This is a genomic window from Hyphomonas sp. UBA4494 (assembly GCF_002388935.1).
Classification (GTDB): domain Bacteria; phylum Pseudomonadota; class Alphaproteobacteria; order Caulobacterales; family Hyphomonadaceae; genus Hyphomonas.
This window is the reverse complement of sequence record NZ_DGNK01000040.1, coordinates 1-20,439: the sequence shown is the minus strand read 5'-3', so window position 1 is coordinate 20,439 and position 20,439 is coordinate 1. Positions and strand designations below refer to the sequence as shown.

Annotated in this window: 16 protein-coding genes and 1 tRNA gene; 9 read left to right on the top strand and 8 right to left on the bottom strand. The window is 56.3% G+C overall.

Annotated features, from left to right (window positions below):
* Nucleotides 1-294: 294 nt before the first annotated feature.
* Nucleotides 295-627, bottom strand: coding sequence for a winged helix-turn-helix transcriptional regulator (locus B2P82_RS15180; RefSeq protein WP_206992780.1), 333 nt, complete (start codon nucleotides 625-627; stop codon nucleotides 295-297).
* Between the two features lie 148 nt (nucleotides 628-775).
* Between B2P82_RS15180 and B2P82_RS15175 the strand changes: the two genes are divergently transcribed.
* Entirely contained in the window at nucleotides 776-1,660 is an 885-nt protein-coding gene (locus B2P82_RS15175) for a DUF4437 domain-containing protein (RefSeq protein ID WP_290497811.1), read from the top strand.
* A gap of 52 nt (nucleotides 1,661-1,712) precedes the next feature.
* Complete coding sequence (gene nfsB / locus B2P82_RS15170) at nucleotides 1,713-2,378, top strand: oxygen-insensitive NAD(P)H nitroreductase (RefSeq protein WP_290497809.1); 666 nt, start codon at nucleotides 1,713-1,715, stop codon at nucleotides 2,376-2,378.
* A 49-nt stretch (nucleotides 2,379-2,427) separates the two neighbouring features.
* Here nfsB and B2P82_RS15165 read toward each other — a convergent pair whose 3' ends face one another.
* Nucleotides 2,428-3,330: a Cif family virulence factor gene (locus B2P82_RS15165; RefSeq protein WP_290497808.1), complete on the bottom strand. Its 903-nt coding sequence runs from the start codon at nucleotides 3,328-3,330 to the stop codon at nucleotides 2,428-2,430.
* Between the two features lie 72 nt (nucleotides 3,331-3,402).
* Complete coding sequence (polA, locus tag B2P82_RS15160) at nucleotides 3,403-6,192, bottom strand: DNA polymerase I (protein ID WP_290497807.1); 2,790 nt, start codon at nucleotides 6,190-6,192, stop codon at nucleotides 3,403-3,405.
* 149 nt (nucleotides 6,193-6,341) lie between these two features.
* Here polA and B2P82_RS15155 point away from each other — a divergent pair, with 149 nt between their 5' ends.
* Together B2P82_RS15155 and B2P82_RS15150 are read left to right on the top strand one after the other, a co-directional pair.
* A complete protein-coding gene (locus tag B2P82_RS15155; RefSeq protein ID WP_290497806.1) occupies nucleotides 6,342-6,782 on the top strand; it encodes a hypothetical protein in 441 nt (146 codons plus the stop codon).
* Nucleotides 6,783-6,836: 54 nt separating this feature from the next.
* Nucleotides 6,837-7,853 carry an NADP-dependent oxidoreductase gene (locus B2P82_RS15150; protein ID WP_414652055.1) on the top strand — a complete coding sequence of 339 codons (1,017 nt, stop codon included), beginning with the start codon at nucleotides 6,837-6,839 and terminating at the stop codon, nucleotides 7,851-7,853.
* Nucleotides 7,854-7,975: 122 nt separating this feature from the next.
* Here B2P82_RS15150 and B2P82_RS15145 read toward each other — a convergent pair whose 3' ends face one another.
* From B2P82_RS15145 to B2P82_RS15130, 4 genes are read right to left on the bottom strand one after another with little or no spacing between them, the layout of a single operon-like run.
* Entirely contained in the window at nucleotides 7,976-9,415 is a 1,440-nt protein-coding gene (locus B2P82_RS15145; protein ID WP_290497802.1) for an SLC13 family permease, read from the bottom strand.
* 10 nt (nucleotides 9,416-9,425) lie between these two features.
* A complete protein-coding gene (metC, locus tag B2P82_RS15140) occupies nucleotides 9,426-10,580 on the bottom strand; it encodes a cystathionine beta-lyase (protein ID WP_290497801.1) in 1,155 nt (384 codons plus the stop codon).
* Nucleotides 10,577-11,422 (bottom strand): sulfurtransferase, encoded by an 846-nt coding sequence (locus B2P82_RS15135; RefSeq protein ID WP_206992788.1) that lies wholly within the window; start codon nucleotides 11,420-11,422, stop codon nucleotides 10,577-10,579. Before B2P82_RS15135 ends, metC begins: the two co-directional genes overlap by 4 nt.
* A gap of 3 nt (nucleotides 11,423-11,425) precedes the next feature.
* Nucleotides 11,426-12,430 carry a cysteine synthase A gene (locus tag B2P82_RS15130; protein ID WP_206992789.1) on the bottom strand — a complete coding sequence of 335 codons (1,005 nt, stop codon included), beginning with the start codon at nucleotides 12,428-12,430 and terminating at the stop codon, nucleotides 11,426-11,428.
* A gap of 157 nt (nucleotides 12,431-12,587) precedes the next feature.
* Here B2P82_RS15130 and B2P82_RS15125 point away from each other — a divergent pair, with 157 nt between their 5' ends.
* The 4 genes from B2P82_RS15125 (at nucleotide 12,588) to B2P82_RS15110 (ending at nucleotide 17,893) form a co-directional block, all read left to right on the top strand.
* Nucleotides 12,588-13,145, top strand: coding sequence for a cupin domain-containing protein (locus B2P82_RS15125; RefSeq protein ID WP_290497799.1), 558 nt, complete (start codon nucleotides 12,588-12,590; stop codon nucleotides 13,143-13,145).
* Nucleotides 13,142-13,810 carry a DUF6134 family protein gene (locus tag B2P82_RS15120; protein WP_290497797.1) on the top strand — a complete coding sequence of 223 codons (669 nt, stop codon included), beginning with the start codon at nucleotides 13,142-13,144 and terminating at the stop codon, nucleotides 13,808-13,810. Before B2P82_RS15125 ends, B2P82_RS15120 begins: the two co-directional genes overlap by 4 nt.
* Nucleotides 13,811-13,822: 12 nt before the next feature.
* Entirely contained in the window at nucleotides 13,823-15,367 is a 1,545-nt protein-coding gene (locus B2P82_RS15115) for a cryptochrome/photolyase family protein (RefSeq protein WP_290497795.1), read from the top strand.
* Nucleotides 15,368-15,493: 126 nt separating this feature from the next.
* On the top strand, nucleotides 15,494-17,893 hold the full coding sequence (locus B2P82_RS15110) for a putative bifunctional diguanylate cyclase/phosphodiesterase (protein WP_290497793.1): 2,400 nt from the start codon (nucleotides 15,494-15,496) through the stop codon (nucleotides 17,891-17,893).
* A 10-nt stretch (nucleotides 17,894-17,903) separates the two neighbouring features.
* On the opposite strand, the gene B2P82_RS15105 is transcribed toward B2P82_RS15110, so the two are convergent.
* Complete coding sequence (locus tag B2P82_RS15105) at nucleotides 17,904-20,204, bottom strand: AsmA family protein (RefSeq protein WP_290497792.1); 2,301 nt, start codon at nucleotides 20,202-20,204, stop codon at nucleotides 17,904-17,906.
* Between the two features lie 159 nt (nucleotides 20,205-20,363).
* On the opposite strand from B2P82_RS15105, the gene B2P82_RS15100 reads away from it, so the two are divergent.
* A tRNA-Asp gene (locus B2P82_RS15100) sits at nucleotides 20,364-20,437 on the top strand.
* The last annotated feature ends 2 nt before the right edge of the window (nucleotides 20,438-20,439 follow it).

The following is a 20,439-nucleotide window of genomic DNA, read 5'->3' as shown; positions in this document are numbered from 1 at the left end:
GTCTTCAAAAGAACGAGCGCTGTGCCGTCCGGAGAGACGGCAATGTCGCGCAATTCCGCTTTTCCAACATATGCAGCTGGATAGTCAGCGAAAACATTCGCGCTGCAAGCAAATGAAAGCACAAAACATACTAAGAGCTTGAATAGTATTGGATGCATTCCCGGCCTTCTTCTTTAGTGAATCGTCTCAAGGCTAAGGTCAGGAATGCAGGATTGCAATTTCAAATTGCTTCAAACTATACGAGGGGTGGAGTGCTTCAAATTGCTCGTACTTAAATGGCCGGCCTTTGAATGCTTAGCTGGTCATGACATGTGTCTCGCCCCAGTCTTTCAGTGCGTTGAGGATCGGACGCAGGGTTTCGCCCTTTTTGGTCAGGCTGTACTCCACCTTTGGCGGGACCACTGGATAGACCTCACGATTGACGAGGCCGGCATCTTCAAGCTCGCGTAGCTGCTTGGTCAGCATGCGTTGGGTGACGTTGCCGACATCACGTTGCAACTCGTTAAACCGTTTCACGCCGTCCAGCAGGTGAAACAGCGTGACGCCTTTCCACTTGCCGCCAATCACTTCCAATGCAGCTTCCACGGGGCAGCCGCCGGAGCAGTCATACTTTTCAAAGCGGGTCATGTTCTACAGGATACTTTCTGTGCGTATAGGCCAAAATTGTGCGTACTTGTGAAATTGGTTTGTATGAATAAATCGGGGGGCGTCAACCAATTGAGCCCACATCCCGTAACGCAACCTGCTTTCCAATCATCCTTCAAGAGACCCAAGAATGGCCATGTCCCTGACTGAAACCTTACGCAAAATCCCCTTTGGCGCGTTGAGTGCGCTACTGTTCGTATCTGCTGGCGCTGGATGCGCCAGCGCGCCGGATGTTTCTCGCGGTGTGTCAGGGGCGGATTTCGTCCCGGTCTCAGCGGTTGAATGGGGCCCGCTCAACCCGGCGCGGGGCGATGCAAGTCCACGGGCCGGAACGCTTTGGGGGGATCGCACCTCCGCCGGTGAATCCGGTTTCCTCGTTCAGTTCAAGGAAGGTTTCTCGTCTCCGACCCACATTCACAACGTGACATATCGCGGGGTCGTGATTGAAGGGGTGATCCACAATGACGATCCAGGAGCGGCCGATATGTGGCTGCCGGCCGGCTCATTCTGGACCCAGCCGGCGGGTGAGGCCCATGTCACGTCGGCCGGTGATGCGTTCAACATGGCCTATGTCGAGATTGATGACGGTCCATATCTCGTAAAACCTACGGATGAGTCCTTCGATTCGGGCGAACGCCCGGTGAACCTTGATCACACCAATCTCGTTTGGCTTGATGCCTCAGACATTACCTGGATCGACCGGGACGGCGGCGCGAAAATTTCGTTTCTTTGGAACTCCCCGGAAAACAATGGCGCACAAGGCGCACTGGTCAAACTGCCGGCTGGGCAGGCCGCCCGCCTGCGCAGCAATCAAAGTGACCTGCGGGTTGTGGCGATTTCTGGCGCGCCAGAAGTGCACCTGAAGGGCAAGGCGGAATCGGCGCCCCTTGCGCCGGGTAGCTATGTCGGCCTTGAGGCCAACACAAGCGATAATCTCGCCTGCGGCGCGGACGCGGATTGCCTTTTCTATGTCCGGTTCGAAGGCGAATTCGAAATCGTCTCTGCAAAGAGCTGATCAATCCCCCTCCCGAAACTTTCCATATTTCCAAGTATCAAAGGACCCTCCCATGAAACATGATATCACTCACTACGCCAAGGCCCGTTACACGACGAAGGCCTACGACCCCAAACGTCGTATCTCTGACGAGAATGTGGAAAAGCTGAAAGAGCTGTTGCGGTTCAGTCCATCAAGCACGAATATCCAGCCTTGGCATTTCATTCTCGCCTCAACACCGGAAGGCAAGGCGCGCGTTGCCAAGGCAACAGAGAAGTACCCCTTCAACGGCCCCTCGATCCTCAACGCTTCGCATGTCGTGGTGTTTGCCAGCCGCCTTGCCGTGGATGAAGACTATCTCCAGCATGTGCTGGAACAGGAAGACAAAGACGGTCGCTTCGATGTTGACAAAGACACGCACAAGCCCGCCATGCACGGTGGCCGGTCGATGTTCGTGAACCTCCATAAGCAGGACTTGAAGGATGTCCAGCACTGGATGGATAAGCAGGTCTATCTGAATATTGGCCAGTTCATGTTGGGCGCAGCCACCTTGGGCATAGACTCCACGCCGATGGAAGGCATTGAAACGGCAGTGCTCGACGCCGAGTTCGGCCTGCGCGAGAGGGGCTTCTCCTCGCTCGTTGTTGTGCCGCTCGGATATCACGATCCTGAGCAGGACTATAACGCCTCGCTCCCGAAGTCCCGCCTTCCATATCCGGATATTCTGACAGAGGTCTGACCTGTTCGCCGTCCCGGTTGCTCATCCGCGCCGGGGCGGCGACGTAACTTTATTGGTCGTGCATTGATATAACCCTGTAGGTTCGCAATGATCCATCCTCGTTTCGTTTCATGATGCGGATGCCCTTGCCGATGGAGACGCCGGAATTATCCAATGAGTCCCAGCGCAGATTGTAGGATATCAGTGACATTGCGTAAGGTGCGGTGCCTTCTATTCTGTGTGACGCCGTTTTTATATAGTCAAAACTGGGCCAGCCAGACGTATAGTCTTCAAGGAATTCCTTGATGGCCTCCTGCCCAACTCTCGGTCCACTGTCATGAGGGTACATAACGGCATCTTCTGAGTAGACATGGTAAAGAATGTCGGATTGCTGTCTTATCATCGCAGCATCATTGTACAGGTTGACGGTGAGGTGATCGAACGCCGCGCCGGAATCGACTGGGACTGATGGCGTGAAGGCCAGATGTATGCCAGGCAGAGTGTCGAACATCGTGGTTTCCCGGATTTCCGTGTACACGCTGTCGAAATTCCAAGCTTGTGCGATCAGCACATAATCGCCAGCCGCACTTTCTTCCCAGACGTCGAAGTAGTGCCCGGATACTTCCTTCGCCTCAGCGGACTGAGCTGCAGTATAGCTCAGAGTGAACGCGCCGATGTCCACTTTTAGCATATCGATCGGAATTGTCTCGGTGAGGGTTTTGTCAAACAAATTGATGTCGATGCCGTCAAACAGCGTCTCGTAGTACAGGGCCGCATGGTCCGGTCCGGTCATTGTCTTCTGGTATTCCGGCATGATCCGGACTTCAGGTCCGAACACTGTGGTTATTGCGGACAAGTCCTCACTTTCCACTGCGCGCTCAATCTGAGCCCGGAGTTTGGATAAATCCTCCTCCGCTGTCGCTGCGCCCCCCATGCATGCTGCGATCATTCCGACTACGATGCTGCGAACCATGTTTTGCTTCCCGTCTGACGGGAACGCTAACATAGAGGAGAGGCCCTAAGTGTGAAAACTTGTTTATGTTCTTTAGTGCGCCTCGGCCCAGTTGCTGGCGGCGCGCGCGTCGACAACCAAGGGCACAGATAGCTGAAGTGACGGTCCGGCGGCTCCCTGCATGGTGGTCTTCACGGTTTCGATCAATTTGTCGGCCTCGGCCTCCGGGCATTCAAAGACGAGTTCATCATGTACCTGAAGCAGCATACGCGCAGACAGGCCTGCTTTGGCCAGTACATCTGGCATGCGGATCATGGCGCGTTTGATGATGTCGGCAGCGGATCCTTGAATGGGCGCGTTGATGGCCTGGCGCTCAGCAAAGGAGCGCTGTGGTCCTTTGGACTTGATGCCAGAGAGATTGATCTTCCGTCCGTAGGCGGTGGTAACGTATCCATGCTCCTTGGCGAAAGCTTTGGTCTCGTCCATGTATGCGCGGATTCCGGGGAAGCGTTTGAAATAGGTTTTTATGTACTCGCTGGCTTCGCTCTGGGGAATGCCCAGCTGGCGTGCGAGGCCGAAGCCGGAAATGCCGTATATGATACCAAAATTGATCGCCTTTGCCTGACGGCGGACCATGGGGTCCATGCCTTCGATAGGCACACCAAACATTTCGCTGGCCGTCATGGCATGGATGTCGAGGCCTTCCTTGAAGGCGTCCTTCAGCGCATCAATATCGGCTATATGCGCCAGGATACGTAACTCGATCTGGCTGTAGTCCGCGCTGACCAGAACATTGCCCTTTTCGGCGACAAAGGCTTCGCGGATCTTGCGGCCCTCCTCGGTGCGAACGGGAATGTTCTGTAGGTTCGGATCTGTGGAGGACAGGCGGCCAGTTTGGGCAACCGCCATCGAGTAACTGGTATGCACGCGCCCTGTGTCGGGATTGATCGCCGCTTGCAGTGCTTCGGTATAGGTCGACCGGAGCTTGGAGAGGGTTCGCCAGTCGACGATCGTGCGGGGCAGGCCATGGCCTTCTGCAGCGAGCCCTTCGAGCACGTCGGCGTCCGTCTGCCATGCGCCAGTCTTGGTCTTCTTGCCGCCCTCAAGACCCATTTCGTCGAACAGGATTTCCCCGAGCTGTTTCGGGCTGCCGATATTGAATTCGCGGCCAGCCTGTTCATACGCTTCGGCCTCAAGCGCAGCCATGCGTTGGGAAAAATCGGATGACAGGCGCGAGAGGTGATCGCGGTCGACCTTGATCCCCTCCTGCTCCATACGGGCGAGGACGGGGACGAGCGGGCGTTCCAGCGTTTCGTAAACCGTCGTGACCTTTTCCGTGCGCAGCTGGGGCTTGAAAACCTGCCACAGGCGCAGGGTGATGTCGGCATCCTCGGCGGCGTATTCTGTCGCCTTGTCCAGCGCGATCCGATCGAACGTCACCTGCGACTTGCCCGTTCCGGCAATCTCCTTGAACGGAATAGTGTTGTGCTGGAGGTATCGCTCCGACAGCGGGTCCATGCCGTGATTGTGCTTGCCTGCATTCAATACGTAAGACAGCAACATCGTGTCATCAATCGGCGCGACATTGATGTTGTGCGTGGCGAAGACCGAGAGGTCGTACTTGATATTCTGCCCGATCTTCAGGACCGCCGGATCTTCGAGCATCGGTTTCAGAGCGCGCAGTGCATCCTGCATGCGGATCTGCCGTGGCGGATCTGCGCCAAACATGTCTCCGTCGCCCGCATTGTCTGGATCGACATGCGCGAGCGGGATGTAGCAGGCTTCATTCGGTGCGAGCGCCAAGGATACGCCGACTAGGTTGGCCGCGATGGAATCGAGACTGTCGGTCTCGGTGTCAACCGCAACATAGCCCTGTTTGGTGGCGCGTGTGATCCACTCTTCCAGCTCTTCGAAATCGCGGATGCAGATGTATTTGCTGCGGTCGATCGGATCTTCTGCGGGCTGGGCGGACTCCAAGGTACCTTCGAGTTCCATCATTTCCCGCACGCGCCGCGTGATGGTGCGGAATTCCATTTCTTCCAAGAAATTGATCAGCGTGTCCGGGTCCGGATCCTGCACGGCGAGGTCTTCGAGCGGTACGTCGAGCGGCACGTCGTCTTTTAGCGTCACCAATTGCTTGGATATGCGGATGAGATCGGCATTGTCGATCAGGGTCTGGCGGCGTTTTGGCTGTTTGATTTCTTCAGCGCGAGCGAGCAACGTGTCGAGGTCGCCATATTCATCCAGCAGCTGAGCCGCAGTTTTCACGCCGATTCCGGGGGCCCCGGGGACATTGTCGACGCTGTCTCCGGCAAGTGACTGGATGTCGACGACCTTTTCCGGGCCGACGCCGAACTTCTCAAAGACCTGTTCACGACCCATTGTCTTGTTCTTCATCGTGTCGAGCATGAGGACGGTATCGGAAACAAGTTGCATCAAGTCCTTGTCAGATGAGACGATGGTGACGCGCGCGCCTTTCGCCTCGGCCTGACGCGCATAGGTGGCGATCAGATCGTCGGCTTCGAATCCTTCCTTCTCGATGGCATGGGCCGCGAAGGCTTCGGCGGCGCGGCGCACGAGCGGGAATTGGGGGCGCAGTTCTTCCGGGGGTTCCGAGCGGTTCGCTTTGTACTGGTCGTACAGTTCATTGCGAAACGTGATGGAGGATTTGTCGAAGATGCAGGCGAAATGGGTGGGCCGCTCGTCGCCCTTCAGATCTTCCAGCAGCTTGAACAACATGTTGCAGAACCCGCTCACGGCGCCGATTGGCAAATCATCGCTGGCCCGGGTCAGAGGGGGCAGGGCGTGGAAAGCGCGAAAAATGTATGCGCTGGCATCTACCAGGTAGAGGTGGCTGTCCTTGTTGACGGGGGCAGTGGCCATGGTTCGGGAATCCTTTGCTGGCCGAATGTGTAGCCCGTGTCATGCGCGACGTCACCCATCCGGAAGGGGGTATTGCACCCTCACCTATAGGGATTTGCCGAATGCGCCGTCGCAGCGTAAACTTGCGCGTACAATTCTGGGAGGGAAGCATGAGTGAAACACTGGAACCACAAGCCGCCGGTACGCCTTGGCATCTCTGGGTCGTGGGTATTCTTGCGGTACTGTGGAACGGATTTGGCGCGTTTGATTACACCGCCACAGTGACCCATTGGGCGCCGTATATGTCGAACTTCACGGAAGAGCAGCGAGCCTTTTTCTATTCGTTTCCAGTCTGGCAGTATGTCATCTGGGCATTCGGCGTCTGGGGCGCGTTGATCGGATCCATTCAGCTCCTGTTGCGCAGCCGGTTTGCCGTTTGGGCGTTCTTGATATCGCTGTTGGCCGCGCTCGCATCCATGGTTCATGGGATGTCGCTGAAAGATGTTCCGGAAGGAGCTTCAAATCCCGCGTTTGCGGCAGTCATCATCCTGATTGGTGCCTTGTTGCTTGCATATGCGTGGCGGATGACGCGACGCGGAGTCTTGCGCTAGCCGGAATTCGACCTAGCCTCCCGGTCAAGACATGGGAGGATAAAAATGACTGAGATGAACAAGAGCTGGGTTTTGCGTCAGCGGCCTGTAGGTGACCTGAAGGAGGGAGACCTCGAACTGGTCGAGTCTCCGCTTGTGCCGTTGGAAGATGGTGAAGTGCGAACCCGCCTGATTTACCTGTCCCTCGACCCGACCAATCGCATCTGGATGAGCGATGTGGATGGTTATCTGCCGCCCGTCGGCATCGGGGATGCCATGCGTGGCGGCGGTCTGGCCGTGGTCACCGAAAGCCGTTTTGACGGGCTGAAGGAAGGAGACATCGTAAACACGGGTCTCGGTACTTGGTCGCTCTATTCGAATCTGCCCGGAAGTTCGCTGAACGCACTGCCGCGCCTGCCAGGTGTGCCGCTGACCGCCTATATGGGGCCGCTCGGCGCAACTGGCATGACGGCCTATTTCGGACTGATGGATATTGCGAAGCCAAAGGCTGGCGAGACGGTGGTCGTCTCTGCGGCGGCCGGCGCAGTCGGCTCCATGGTGGGACAGATTGCAAAGATCCAGGGCTGCCGGGTTGTTGGCATCGCGGGCAGTGACGAGAAATGCAAATGGCTGACCGAGGTGGCCGGCTTCGATGCTGCGATAAACTACAAGACGGAAGACGTTGGGGCAGCGCTCGACAAGCACTGTCCGAAGGGAATCGACATCAATTTCGAGAATGTGGGCGGCAAAATCATGGATGAAGTGATTGCGCGTCTGAATGATTTCTCGCGCATGCCGCTATGCGGACTGATCAGCACCTATAATGCAACTGACCCCGTGCCGGGGCCGTACAATTTCTCGAACCTGTTGATGCGCCGGACTTTGCTGAAAGGGTTCATCGTGATCGATTACTTCCCGCGGTTTCCGGAAGGCATTCAGCAGATGGCGCAATGGTTGATGGCCGGCAAGATCAAGTTCGAGGCGGACATTGTCGATGGTCTGGAAAATGCACCAGCCAGCTTGTCGCGTCTCTTCGAAGGCAAGAATCTAGGCAAACTGATGGTCCAGGTCAGCGAGCCACCAGCTGCCTGAGTTAACCTAAGTTCAGGTGGCGTTCAGCTTGCCCCTGTATGCCTTGCTGCAGACGGGGCTGGGATTGAGGGACGCAGGCTTGTCGGGTGTAGGAGGAATTCGGCGCGTGTCGCTGGATTCCTCTACAGGACCAGCGGAGCGATCCAGTAGCCTACCGCAGCGATGATCACGATACCTGCCAGATTGATGTAGAAGCCCTTGCGGATCATCTGCTGGATGGTGATGTGGCCCGTGCCATAGACGATGGCGTTTGGTGCGGTGGCAACCGGCAGCATGAAGGCACAGGACGCTGCCACGGCGGCCGGGCCGAGCAGGCTTTCCGGAGCTGTGCCGAGCGCAACAGCGAGCGAACCCAGTACGGGTGCAAGCGTGGTCATTGTGGCCACGTTTGAGGTGACTTCCGTCAGGAAGATGACCAGAGCAACCACAATAACGATGAAGATTAGCGGCGGGAGCACGTCCAGAACACGCAGATTCTCGCCGATCCATTCCGACAGTCCGGTGCGCGAAATGGCCTTGCCCATTGCGATGCCGCCACCAAACAGGAGCAACACGCCCCACGGGATTTGTTCAGCTTCCTGCCAGTTGAGCAGGCCACGATCTTCACCGCCGCCCGCCGGGACCAGAAACATGAGTACCCCGCCGAAGATCGCGATCATCATGTCGACTTCCGCGCCACCATAATTCGCGAGCAACTCTATTCCAGACGCTTCGAGGAATAGCTGAAGTGGCAGTCTGAGCAGCCATAGGGTGGCTGTGATCCCGAAAACGATTGCGACGCGGGTTTCTTGGACGGTCATTTTGCCAATGCCGATAAGCTGGGATTTGACGTGAGCTGACACAGCTTCTGCATTTTCGGAGCGGACCGGCATACCGCGTGTGACATTCCACCATGCGACCGGCAATAATAGCGCCATGGCCGGCAGGCCAAAGGCCATCCATTGTGCGAACCCGATATGAGCACCCGCTTCGGTCTGCAACCAGCTGATTGCAATCAGATTGGTCGGCGTGCCGATCGGGGTGGCGACCCCACCGATGGAAGCTGCGTAGCAAACACCGAGCAGGAGTGCCGTGGTGAAGTGTTTCGAAACATTCCCAAGCACAGCGCTGGCTGAGATGGCGATGGGGACCATCATCAATGTCGAGGCCGTATTGGATATCCACATCGACAGGACGGCCGTTGCGAGCATGAAGCCGAAGACAATAGCGCCGGGCGACGTGCCCACCCGGCTGATGACGTTGAGTGCAATCCGCTGGTGCAGGTTCCAGCGTTCAATGCCGAGGGCAACGATGAAGCCGCCGAGCAACAGGATGACAATATGGTTGGCATAATCACTGCCCGTCTGGGCTGGTGAGCCCGCTCCAACGAGCGGCAGAACAAAGAGCGGCAACAGAGAGGTGGCAGGTATGGGAATGGCCTCGGTGGCCCACCAGACCGCCATAAGCACCATCAGGGCTCCCGTGCCCCAGGCCGCATGGCTGAGGCCTTCCGGTGGGCCGAACAGCAACATGAGCGCGGCCAGGGCAGGGCCCAGCATCAATCCGATTTTGCGAGCCCCCAATTCCACGCTCTTATTCCCCCATAGCCTCAAACCCTGCCCGGAGATCGGCAATCAGGTCATCTACGGTCTCCAAACCGACATGTATGCGGAGCAGAGGGCCGACCTTTTGGTCAATCCAGTGGCCTTTTGATCGTTTCAGTTGCGGGTCGCACGGGATGATCAGGCTTTCAAAGCCACCCCAGGAAAAGCCCATCGAAAACAATTCCAATGCGTCAAAGAAGCGTTTCAGGCCTTCTGGGCTGACCGTGTTGAGAATGACGGAAAACAGGCCGTTTGAGCCAGTGAAGTCGCGCTTCCAGATGACATGGTCCGGATGCTGTTCGAGTGCCGGGTGCAGGACTTGAGAGACTTCCGGGCGTTCAGACAACCAATTCGCGATCCTGAGACCAGCGGCCTCGTGCGCATCCATGCGCGTCTTCAGGCTGCGCAAGCCGCGCAAGGCCGTGTAAGCATCGTCCGGGCCCAGGCTGATGCCCCAATCATCTCCGCAGTCGATAATGTCTTGCGCCACGCGCTTGTCGCGGCTCATGACAGCGCCGCCAAACACGTCCGCATGGCCAACCGCATATTTTGTCAACGCCTGGACAGAGATGTCCACGCCGAGGTCCAGTGGCTTGTGCAGAATTCCAGCGCCCCATGTATTATCGAGAATGGTGCGAATACCTCGCTGCTGCGCCACGTCCACGATGGCAGGCGTATCGCTGATCTCGAAAGTGAGTGAGCCCGGAGATTCCAGGTAAATTACGCGCGTGTTGGGTTTGATCAGGTTAGAAATGGTTGCGCCACATCGCGGATCGAAGCGCGTCGCCTCTACCCCCATTTTTTCCAATCGACGATCAAGATAGCGCGCGGTGGGGCCATAGGCGGAGTCGGTGAAAAGGATGTGATCCCCGGCTTTTACCTGGCTGCCGATGGCAAGCGCGCAGGCCTGTAATCCGTTCGAGGTCAGTTTTGCGAAGGTCGCATTCTCAAGTACGCAAAGTGCGTCTTCAAGTTCACGATGAACCGCCAGGCCCATACGGCCGTAGCCGGGCTTGGCGCCATAGAGGTCTGAGGATGTATCAAACAGGAGTGTGGACGCCCGCTCGATTGGCGGATTGACTGTCTTCTGGGCCAACCGGCGGCCACGCGTATGGATGAGACGTGTCGCAGTGTCCTTTGTCATGCTGTGCCAGTGGCGACGGGACGGGATGCGTCAGACGCCCATTCCGCCCACGATCCATCATAGACCGCGACGTCCCAATTACCGAGTCGGGCCAGCGCCAGCGCCGTGACAGCGGCAGACACGCCAGACCCGCAGGTCGCGATTGTGGGCGCGAGGGGATTTGGAAACAGTTTGCCAAGTTCCTCGGCGGATTTCATCCTGCCGTCTTCCGTGCGGAGTTCGCCGGAGGGCAGGCAAATGCTGCCAGGGATGTGACCGGAGGGAAGCCCCTCTCTCGGTTCGGGAGCCTCGCCGGAGAAACGCTCGGCCGAGCGGGAGTCTATGATGTTGTGGGAGCTGTTCGCAGATGCTGCAAGCATTTGGTCTGAATCCTTCAGCAGATCGGACCGGACGCGCGCTGTGAAATGGCGTTCGACGGCCACCGGTGGCAGGTCCTCGGTCTCGCCACCAGCATCCGTCCAGGCCTTGAGCCCACCATCAAGTACTTTTACGTCGCGTTGGCCCATTACGCGCAACATCCACCATACGCGAGCCGAGGCGAAGAAGTTGAACTGGTCATAGACGATGATCCGGTTGCCGTCTCCCAGGCCGAGCTTGCGCGCACGCGACGAGAACATGACGGGATCGGGCAGCATGTGCGGCAGATCGGTTCCGCCTGCCTTGATGGCGTCGATGTCGAAATAGACGGCCCCCGGGATGTGCCCTTCAGCCCATGCCTGGCGCCCCGTCTTCTCGGGATTGAGGAAGGGAGGGAACCAGGTTGCGTCCACGACCCGGACGTCGGGCGCAGAGATATGTTCTTTCAGCCATTCGGCCGTAACGAGCGGGTCTCCGGATTCCATAATTCAAGCCTCCATCCATGCGGGAACCGGCAGATCCTTCGATCTCAGGAAATCGGGATTGTAGAGTTTCGACTGGTATCGGTTGCCATAGTCGCAGAGCACCGTGACGATTGTGTGCCCGGGCCCCAGATCCTTCGCCATCTGAACGGCCCCGGCGACATTGATTCCCGCAGAGCCGCCAAGACACAGACCTTCATTCTGAACGAGGCCGAAAAGGATGTTGAGCGCTTCCTCATCCGTACAGCGATAAGCGCGATCCACTTCAATACCTTCAAGATTGGCTGTGATACGACCTTGTCCGATGCCTTCAGTGATTGAGGTGCCTTCGGATTTCAACTCACCGTTCTTGTAGTATTCATACATCGCAGCCCCGCCGGGATCTGCGACACCGATCTGAATGTCCTTGTTCTTTTCCTTTAGTGCGAGCGATACACCGCCGAGCGTGCCGCCAGATCCGACCGCGCAGATGAAAGCGTCAAGCTTGCCATCGGTTTGGGTCCAGATTTCCTGACCAGTGGTGTCGTAGTGGGCCTTGCGGTTCGAGATATTGTCGAACTGGTTTGCCCAGATCGCGCCGTTTGGTTCCGACTTGGCAAGGTCTTCGGCCAGGCGCTTCGAGAAGTGCTGGTAGTTGTTTGGGTTCTTGTAGGGGACCGCATCGACCTCGATCAGTTCTGCGCCGAGTAGGCGGATTGCATCCTTTTTCTCCTGGCTTTGCGTGCGTGGCATCACGATGACCACGCGGTAGCCGAGTGCTGCGCCGACCAATGCGAGCCCGATGCCGGTGTTTCCAGCCGTTCCTTCGACAATGGTGCCGCCGGGTTTCAGCTCTCCAGCCGCTTCAGCGTCGCGAACAATGCCCAGTGCCGGTCGGTCTTTCACAGACTGCCCCGGATTGAGGAATTCGCATTTGCCGAGAATTTCGCAGCCGGTTTCGTCAGATGCCTGGTTCAGGCGAAGCAGGGGGGTGTTGCCGATAAGGTCGATCACCGAGCGATGAAACTTCATCAGATTAGGTCCGATTCTGGTCAATTTTCTTTGGGACGAAGCTAGTGCGGCGCAGAGGTTTTCACAACCGTTGTGAGTCCCACAGGGCCCGTGTGATCCATTTCGTGCCGGTCTGCGTAAGAAGCATGAATAGACCAACCGAGACAGGACCGCCTGCTTGACCCACACCGACACCTATATTGCTTTCATGATGGACCATGCCGCCGGGAACCATCCGGAGTCCTTTGCTGTGGCGGGGGACCTGCACGTTTCACTGAGTGAGAGGGGGGCTGAGACCGCGCATCTCTGGTCAATGATCGGCGGTGTGATGCTGGAACGATCTGACCCGATACTTGCCGACCCGGCCCAGCAGGGTTCGAGAACTGGTCGCGCCCGATGGTCAGGTCTCTCAGCTGATGAGGTCCTGTCCCAATCCTCTGGCGATTTGAGCTGGCGGCGTGGTTTCTCCGGCGTTCAATATGCATCTGCAGGCACGCCGGGGACAAAGTTCATGAAACTGGAGCCCGGTCAAAGCGCGCCGATGCATGGTCATGGTGGCCTTGAGGCAACCGTTGTCCTGTCCGGGCGTTTTACAGATGGATATGGCACATATTCTCGCGGTGACCTTGTGCTCGGTGAACCCGGCATGCGTCACAAGCCCGCTGCTGTGGGAGACGAAAGTTGTATTTGCTTTGTCGCCCATCGGCCCAACAGGTTCTGGAGTATTTTCCAATGAAGCGTTTTCTGGGAGCCATTCTGGTATCGGCCGCGCTGTTTAGCGCACCCGCAAGCGGAAAGACGTCGGATGCGAGTTGGGCACCAAGCCCGGGAGACGTGATCGAGTTTGATGTGCTGCGCAAGGGCAAGCCATTCGGCTCCCACTCCGTCACGTTTGGGCAGGATAGCCAGGGACGTCTGACTGCAACGACTGACGTGAACCTCAAAGCCGGCCTGGGGCCTATCACCGTTTTCAAGTATGAGCTCGACGCCACTGAAGTGTGGGAGGATGGACAACTTGTGTCTCTCACCGGTCAGGTTGACGATGATGGCGATGAAGGGTCGGTGAAGGCAGCGCGCAGCGGTGATGGGTTGGAGGTCGAAGGCACAGAGTATGACGGTGTTGTTGCAGGCTCAATCGTGCCTTCAAGTCATTGGAACTTTGCCGCCACGAATTCCTCAAAGCTGCTGTCGACCGGCAATGGAGAAATATTGGAGGTCACCGTATCTGAACAAGGGAATGAGACCATACGTGTGGCGGGTGAAGAGATCGAGACCACGCGGTATCTGATGGATTCTGATATTGATGTTATGCTTTGGTATGACCAAGCCGGACGTTGGATGAAGTTGGCTTTCGAAGCACGAGGTCAGGATATCGAATACGTTTTGGCGAAGCCATACTGATTTCGCTACCGAATGTCGGCTCTGACACTCATTCTTGGCGATCAGCTAACGCCCGACCTGTCATCTCTTTCTGATTTCAATCCGTCCACAGATACTGTCTTGATGGCCGAAGTCATGGAAGAGGCGACCTATGTGGGCCACCACAAGAAGAAGCTCGCATTTGTATTCTCTGCCATGCGCCACTTCGCTGAGGAGTTGGAAGCAACGGGTGTTGCGGTTCGCTATGTCAAATTAACGGATCCTGAAAATGAAGGCTCATTGCGCGGTGAAGTGGCGCGTGCGTTGGATGCCGATCCCGGCATCGACACCTTGATCATCACGAAACCCGGCGAATGGCGCCTGTTGAGCGATATGGAGGTGTGGGCCAACATCTTCGATGTAGAGGTGGAACTTCGCGACGACACGCGGTTCATCGCGACACTGAGTGAATTCTCGACCTGGGCTGCCCATCGCAAGCAGTTGCGGATGGAGTATTTCTATCGCGAGATGAGACAGAAGACAGGTCTGCTCATGGAGGGAGATAGCCCTGCTGGCGGCAAGTGGAATTATGATCAGGACAACCGCAAGCGGTTGCCGAAATCCGCGGTTACTCCTCAACGATGGTTCTGCCAGCCAGATCAGGTTACGCAAGACGTGCTCGATATGATCACGCACAGGTTTCCAGACAATTTCGGAGATTTGGAACCCTTCGTGTTCGGAGTCACACGTCACGATGCCGAGGCCGCTCGCGATGCTTTCATGGCGGAGATCCTGCCTGGCTTTGGAGACTACCAGGATGCCATGGCAAAGGATGAGCCATGGATGTGGCATTCAATCCTCTCGATTTATCTGAATGTCGGTTTGTTGGATCCGTTGGATTTGTGTGAACGCGCTGAGGCGGAATGGAAATGCGGCCGTGCGCCGCTCAATGCTGTGGAAGGCTTCATTCGGCAAATCCTTGGCTGGCGCGAATACGTGCGGGGGCTCTACTGGTGGAACGGCCCTAAGTACGGAAAGAGCAATTTTCTGAATGCGCAGAACGCGCTTCCCGATTTCTACTGGACCGGCGAAATCGATATGGCCTGTCTGGCCGATGCGCTGGGGCAGACCATTCGGCATGCTTATGCCCATCATATTCAACGCCTCATGATCACGGGAAATTTTGCGCTGCTCGCGGGCATCCATCCGGACCACGTCAATGATTGGTACATGAGTGTTTATGCCGACGCGTACGAATGGGTGGAGCTGCCGAATACGCATGGAATGGCGCTCTTTGCAGACGGGGGTGTCATTGCGTCAAAGCCTTACGCTGCCAGTGCAAACTATATAAACAAGATGTCAGATTATTGCGCCGGGTGTCGTTACAATTCCAAAACCCGGACCGATGAGGACTCGTGTCCCTTCAATACGCTTTATTGGGACTTCCTGATCCGCCATTTCCAACGATTGCAGGGTAATCCCCGCATGTCATTGCTCATGAAAAATGCGATAAAAATGCCGGATCGTGAACGTGATCTGATACAGCGGCGAGCCAGAACCGTGTTGAAATCCTTGAATATTTATCCAACCAAAGATTGATGACTTACGCATCGTTACCGGTTTCAGAGAATTTTCGACGTCACACTACACTGATTTTCACCTCCGTCGTTTAGACATGCTGACAATGGTGATTCCGAGAAGTCGGATGAATTCCGGGGTGGACGCATGAAACTGTTGGCTATGAAGGATAGCGGCGATGGGCCGCTGTCCGAGATCGTTAGGGACTCGGACGACGAACGAAAGCATGAGGCGGCCTGGCGAGAAAGCCAGCTGGAAATCGTGGGCACGATCACGATTCCTCTGGTTCTGGCCAACCTGATCAATGCGTCGGTTGTCTGGCTGTCCTTCAAGGAGACGCCAGCGGACTTTGCCTTGTCTGTATGGCTCGTCTGTATCGCCGCCATATGCGCAGCGGCTTTTGTTACGAACAAGGTTCGAACCTACCGGCCCAGCGATCTTGCGATCGCGCGCAAGGTGATGAGGGAATATACGTTTGTTGCGGCGATTGCCGGACTTCTTTGGGCGTCGGTACCTATCATTGTGATGAATGTCACGGATAGCTATGGCCAGATGATTGTGGGCGTCGTTCTGGCTGGAGTCATGTTCACCGGTGCGCTCCTGATGTCGCGTCTGCCCAAGGCAGCCTTTGCCTTTATAGTTCCGATCGGACTGGGACTGGTTGCGGAAATGCAGTTTCAGCAAAATCCAAAATATCAGTATACATCTATTTTGACGTTGGCTTATGTCGCGATACTCATCCTAGCCATTCGCTGGTCGCATCGCCAGTTCGTGCTCAAAAGCATCAACGAAACGGCGGTTAGAGAGCAGTCGCATCTGATTGGGTTGCTGTTGAGGGATTTTGAGGAAAGTACGTCCGATTGGCTCTGGCAAACTGACGCCAGAGGCGTGCTCGTAGACATTCCTCTCGTGTTTGAGGGCGCTGAGCATGACAATGGTTACCTAACGCTTGGCAATCTGTTGGTCGATCAGTTCGAGGCGGACGATTCTACCAGAGTGCTCAATACCAGCCTCATGCGCCGCCAGGGCTTTCGCGATATCGCCATGAGGCTCAAAGGTTCAGAGACCGAACGCTGGTTGTCCCTTACCGGGAAGCCAATCTTCAATGATGGCAAGTTCCGAGGCTTCCGCGGGGTAGCATCGGACATCACCCAGTCCAAGGAAATAGAAGATCGTATTGCCTTTATGGCGCATTATGACGGGCTGACGGGTCTGCCAAACCGGATGAACATGCAGGAGCGACTGGAAAAGGCGCTCCGCAAACCGGATGTTGAAACAGTCCAAAGAGCGTTGGTTTGGCTCGATCTGGATAATTTCAAATGGGTGAACGATACGCTGGGCCATCCGGCGGGTGATGAGCTCTTGCAGCATGTCTCCGGTCGCCTGAACGAATTGAGCGGCGATCACGACATGGTGGCGCGGATCAGTGGTGACGAGTTCGCCATGATCGTTCAGCGTCCGACGATGGGCGACCTCGAACTCTTTTTCGACGAGATAACCGAACGCCTGAGCGAGCCCTATGACCTGTGGGGGTCGACCGCCAATTGCTCCGCGTCGGTAGGTGTCAGGATGTTCGATCCGTACACGAAAGATGCCCGCACCATGCTAAAGCATGCTGACTTGGCGCTCTATCAGGCCAAGAAGCTCGGAAAGTCCACTTGGTGCATGTTCACACCCGCGCTCGACGAACGCGCGCGAGCCCATTTGCAAGTCGAGGCCGATTTGCATTCCGCGCTGGAGCACAGCGAGTTCGAACTTCATTTCCAGCCTCAAGTTGATGCTCACACACATGATGTGGTGGGATGCGAAGCCTTGCTGCGATGGAACCACCCTGAGCGGGGCCTGGTTTATCCCGGCGACTTCATTGAGCACGCAGAAGACAATGGTCTGATTACCCGGATCGGAGACTGGGTCATTCGGGCGGCTTTGGCAGAGGCGCGTCGTCTGCCCAATCATGTCAAAGTTTCGGTGAATATCTCGCCGTTGCAAATACACTCATCCAATTTGATGACGACCATCGTGAATGCGATTGCCGCCAACAAGATCGATCCGCGACGGCTCGAGCTTGAGATCACGGAAACGGTCCTGATGTCGGACACAAATTTCACGCTCAAGCGCCTTCACAAACTGAAGGAGATCGGCGTCGGCATTGCGCTTGATGATTTCGGCACAGGCTATTCTTCTCTGTCTTATTTGCGGAGCTTTCCGTTCGACAAGATCAAGATCGACAAGAGCTTCGTGCGAGACATTGAAAGCCGATCAGACAGCCGTTCTATCACGCAAGCCACCATCGCACTGGCGCACTCACTGGGCATGCGGTGCACAGCGGAGGGTGTCGAGACGCATTTTCAAGCAGAGTTCCTGCGTGACATTGGATGCCAGGAATTGCAGGGTTTCTTCATCAGTCGGGCCAAGCCGCTCGACAAACTTCACCATATTATCGACCTTCTACCTGCCGATTTTGCATCACCCAAGCGGGAGTCGGATGTCGGGACCGCAGCCGATAATACTATACAGTTTCCAGCGGCGAAGTCCGCCCAAGCCTGATCCCTGGATTTCAGTTTTCGTTTGAAGTGTCGGCCTCTTTTTTCTTGCGATTGTTCAACAAGCCGCCGAGCGCTTTGATCGCTACATCTTCAGCAGATGTCTCGGCAGGCGCGTCGTCCGTCGGGGCTTCTGGGTCAGGCTTCTTGATGCCAAGGAGTCCGCCGATAACATCTTCGGTGCTGCCGGAGCCTGCTGAGTTGGAGACACCAAGCTCTTCCAACACGCGGGAGCCCAACTCTGCCTTGAACGCAGAACTTACGCCGCTCAGATCTGGTGTGACTTTCGGATTCGTCCACGCGCCCGATATACGGATCGGGACTGGAATGCCGTTCAATTGCACCACGCTGCCCTGACCTTGGGCCGATTTGTCCACACTGGTCGCAAGGCGCAGGTCCATGGACTGTCCCGCCAGATTGATCTGTCCAGTCCCATCTACGCCCAGAATGGGACTCAGCAGTTTCATCACATCCACATTCGCAACGCCGTTATTGACTTTCAACACAGTGTTGAAGCTTGAAAAATCGGTCTCGGCGTTCTGCGATAAAGCTTCGCCAAAATTGAGTTCCTGAATTGAGCCTGTCGCTATGGCCTGCTTCAGAGAGGAGGCGCTTCGTACCAAGGCTGCAACATTCAAGCCTTTGACCACACCATCCGAAAGGCTCGTCGAGACCTCTCCGTCAATTGCCTGCATGATTGCGTCAATGGATGTACCAGACGACTGCGCCGAAACCTTGAATTGTCCTGTTCCTGTGAGGCTGTCGAATCCGGCCAACGTTCCGAGCAGATTTGCGACGGCAACATTCTGGCCCTGCATGTCGAAGCCCACTTTCGGTGTGGCAGGTCGGGCATCCACGGTCAGCTTGCCCAACCAAAGTCCGCTGAAGGCTTTGAATTGCGACAAGTCTGCTGTCAACAATCCATCGGTCAGATCGACGTCCATGACAGCATCGCTCAGTTCGACATCACCAATGGTGAGCGCTCCGACCTCAAGACTGAGGTTTGCGTTCACGGATTTCAGCCCGGACAATTCGAGTGTTTCATCACTCCAGGGCTGAATTCCCTGTGTGGTCTTTTCCGGATCCGGCTCTCCCATAAAGGGTGTCAGGTCGAGAGCGGGTATGCTGAGATCGCCAATAATGCGCGGTGTTGTCGCCGACACATCAATCCCCGCCTGTCCGGTGCCCCTCAATTCATCTAGCGACAGGTTCAAATTGTTGACCATGACGGATTTGAATGTGCCGTTTGCCGTGCCAGATACGGCAAAGGTCTGGAGTGTATCACCCGGGGCTAGTTCAATTGCCGCAGCGCTCAGCAAGTCACGCATTCTGTCGCTGGCGATGGAGAGGGTGCCGGCAACAGTCCCATCACCATTGAGTGAAACGGATCCCTCATATGACGCGCTCAACGAGTTGCTGTCATGGGTCAATTTGAGTTCTGTAAGAGACGGCGAGTCGAGTGCGCCGGATGCCTTGCCCGCGACTTGTAAACGACCCAAGGCTGACCGTGCCGGCACATCCAACTTGAATTGCTGTGTGAGCGCAGCCAGATCCGCCACCACGGCTTCGAACGTGCCGTTCAAACTCGGCGCGTCACCAAGTTGGATGCTGCCATCGTATTTGATATTTGCCAGGTCGGATGCCAGATCCAGCCGGGCCTGAGCGGGCAAACTACGAGTGAGCGCTTCGGGCGCATCCAGCCAGACGTCAATGGTGAAGGCTTGCTCCTGAAACCGGCCGCTGGCTGTCGCACTGAGAGGCTGGTCCATGCCTAGCAGAGATGCTTCCAGGTCAAGTTCGGACAATTTGTATGTTTCGCCAGATTGGTCGTCCTGAAAAGTGAGCGAAGCGTTCTTGAGGATTGCCGATTCGACTCCCGCATCGAATGAACCATTTGTCCTTTCAGGTGGTGGCGATGCTTCTTTTGAAGAGGCGAATTCCCAGTTCGTATTCCCATCGGCTTTGCGCTGAAGGACCACATCTGCATCCACGAAGGCGATTTCCTGCACATCCACGCGCCGCGACAGCAGCGGCACCCATTTGACCGAGCCGCGCAACGCACCTGCCTCAATCATGTTCGGTGTGGCAAATCCGTCGGGATTGGCAACGCTCACCTGTTCTACCGAGGCCGAAATGCGCGGAAACACGGATATTTTCACATCGCCTGCGAGCGTCACGTCACGTTGCAACGCGTTGGTCGCCGCATTCTCAATCTGGTTCTTGTAAACCGATTTCGGAATGAAGAAGGGCACTGAAAAGGCTGCGATAATCAGCAGTGCCGCGATGCCGGAAACAATTAGGATAACGCGCTTCATGGAATAACCTCAGGACTGGGAGTCTAACCTGATATGGGAATATGGCTTGGGAATGACAGCTTTATACAGAAAAGTGCAAATTCGCGTGAAGTTCCCCGCTTGACCCGCCATGCCGGGTTTAATAGAGAAGCGCTTCGCCGAGTTTCGGCAAGGAAATGCGCGGGTGTAGCTCAGCTGGTTAGAGTGCCGGCCTGTCACGCCGGAGGTCGCGGGTTCGAGCCCCGTCACTCGCGCC

Excerpts from the sequence above, each read along its gene's own strand:
- B2P82_RS15180 (WP_206992780.1), bottom strand. The coding sequence starts at position 627 with ATGACCCGCTTTGAAAAGTATGACTGCTCCGGCGGCTGCCCCGTGGAA.
- B2P82_RS15175 (WP_290497811.1), top strand. The coding sequence starts at position 776 with ATGGCCATGTCCCTGACTGAAACCTTACGCAAAATCCCCTTTGGCGCG.
- nfsB (WP_290497809.1), top strand. The coding sequence starts at position 1,713 with ATGAAACATGATATCACTCACTACGCCAAGGCCCGTTACACGACGAAG.
- B2P82_RS15165 (WP_290497808.1), bottom strand. The coding sequence starts at position 3,330 with ATGGTTCGCAGCATCGTAGTCGGAATGATCGCAGCATGCATGGGGGGC.
- polA (WP_290497807.1), bottom strand. The coding sequence starts at position 6,192 with ATGGCCACTGCCCCCGTCAACAAGGACAGCCACCTCTACCTGGTAGAT.
- B2P82_RS15155 (WP_290497806.1), top strand. The coding sequence starts at position 6,342 with ATGAGTGAAACACTGGAACCACAAGCCGCCGGTACGCCTTGGCATCTC.
- B2P82_RS15150 (WP_414652055.1), top strand. The coding sequence starts at position 6,837 with ATGAACAAGAGCTGGGTTTTGCGTCAGCGGCCTGTAGGTGACCTGAAG.
- metC (WP_290497801.1), bottom strand. The coding sequence starts at position 10,580 with ATGACAAAGGACACTGCGACACGTCTCATCCATACGCGTGGCCGCCGG.
- B2P82_RS15135 (WP_206992788.1), bottom strand. The coding sequence starts at position 11,422 with ATGGAATCCGGAGACCCGCTCGTTACGGCCGAATGGCTGAAAGAACAT.
- B2P82_RS15130 (WP_206992789.1), bottom strand. The coding sequence starts at position 12,430 with ATGAAGTTTCATCGCTCGGTGATCGACCTTATCGGCAACACCCCCCTG.
- B2P82_RS15120 (WP_290497797.1), top strand. The coding sequence starts at position 13,142 with ATGAAGCGTTTTCTGGGAGCCATTCTGGTATCGGCCGCGCTGTTTAGC.
- B2P82_RS15115 (WP_290497795.1), top strand. The coding sequence starts at position 13,823 with ATGTCGGCTCTGACACTCATTCTTGGCGATCAGCTAACGCCCGACCTG.
- B2P82_RS15110 (WP_290497793.1), top strand. The coding sequence starts at position 15,494 with ATGAAACTGTTGGCTATGAAGGATAGCGGCGATGGGCCGCTGTCCGAG.
- B2P82_RS15105 (WP_290497792.1), bottom strand. The coding sequence starts at position 20,204 with ATGAAGCGCGTTATCCTAATTGTTTCCGGCATCGCGGCACTGCTGATT.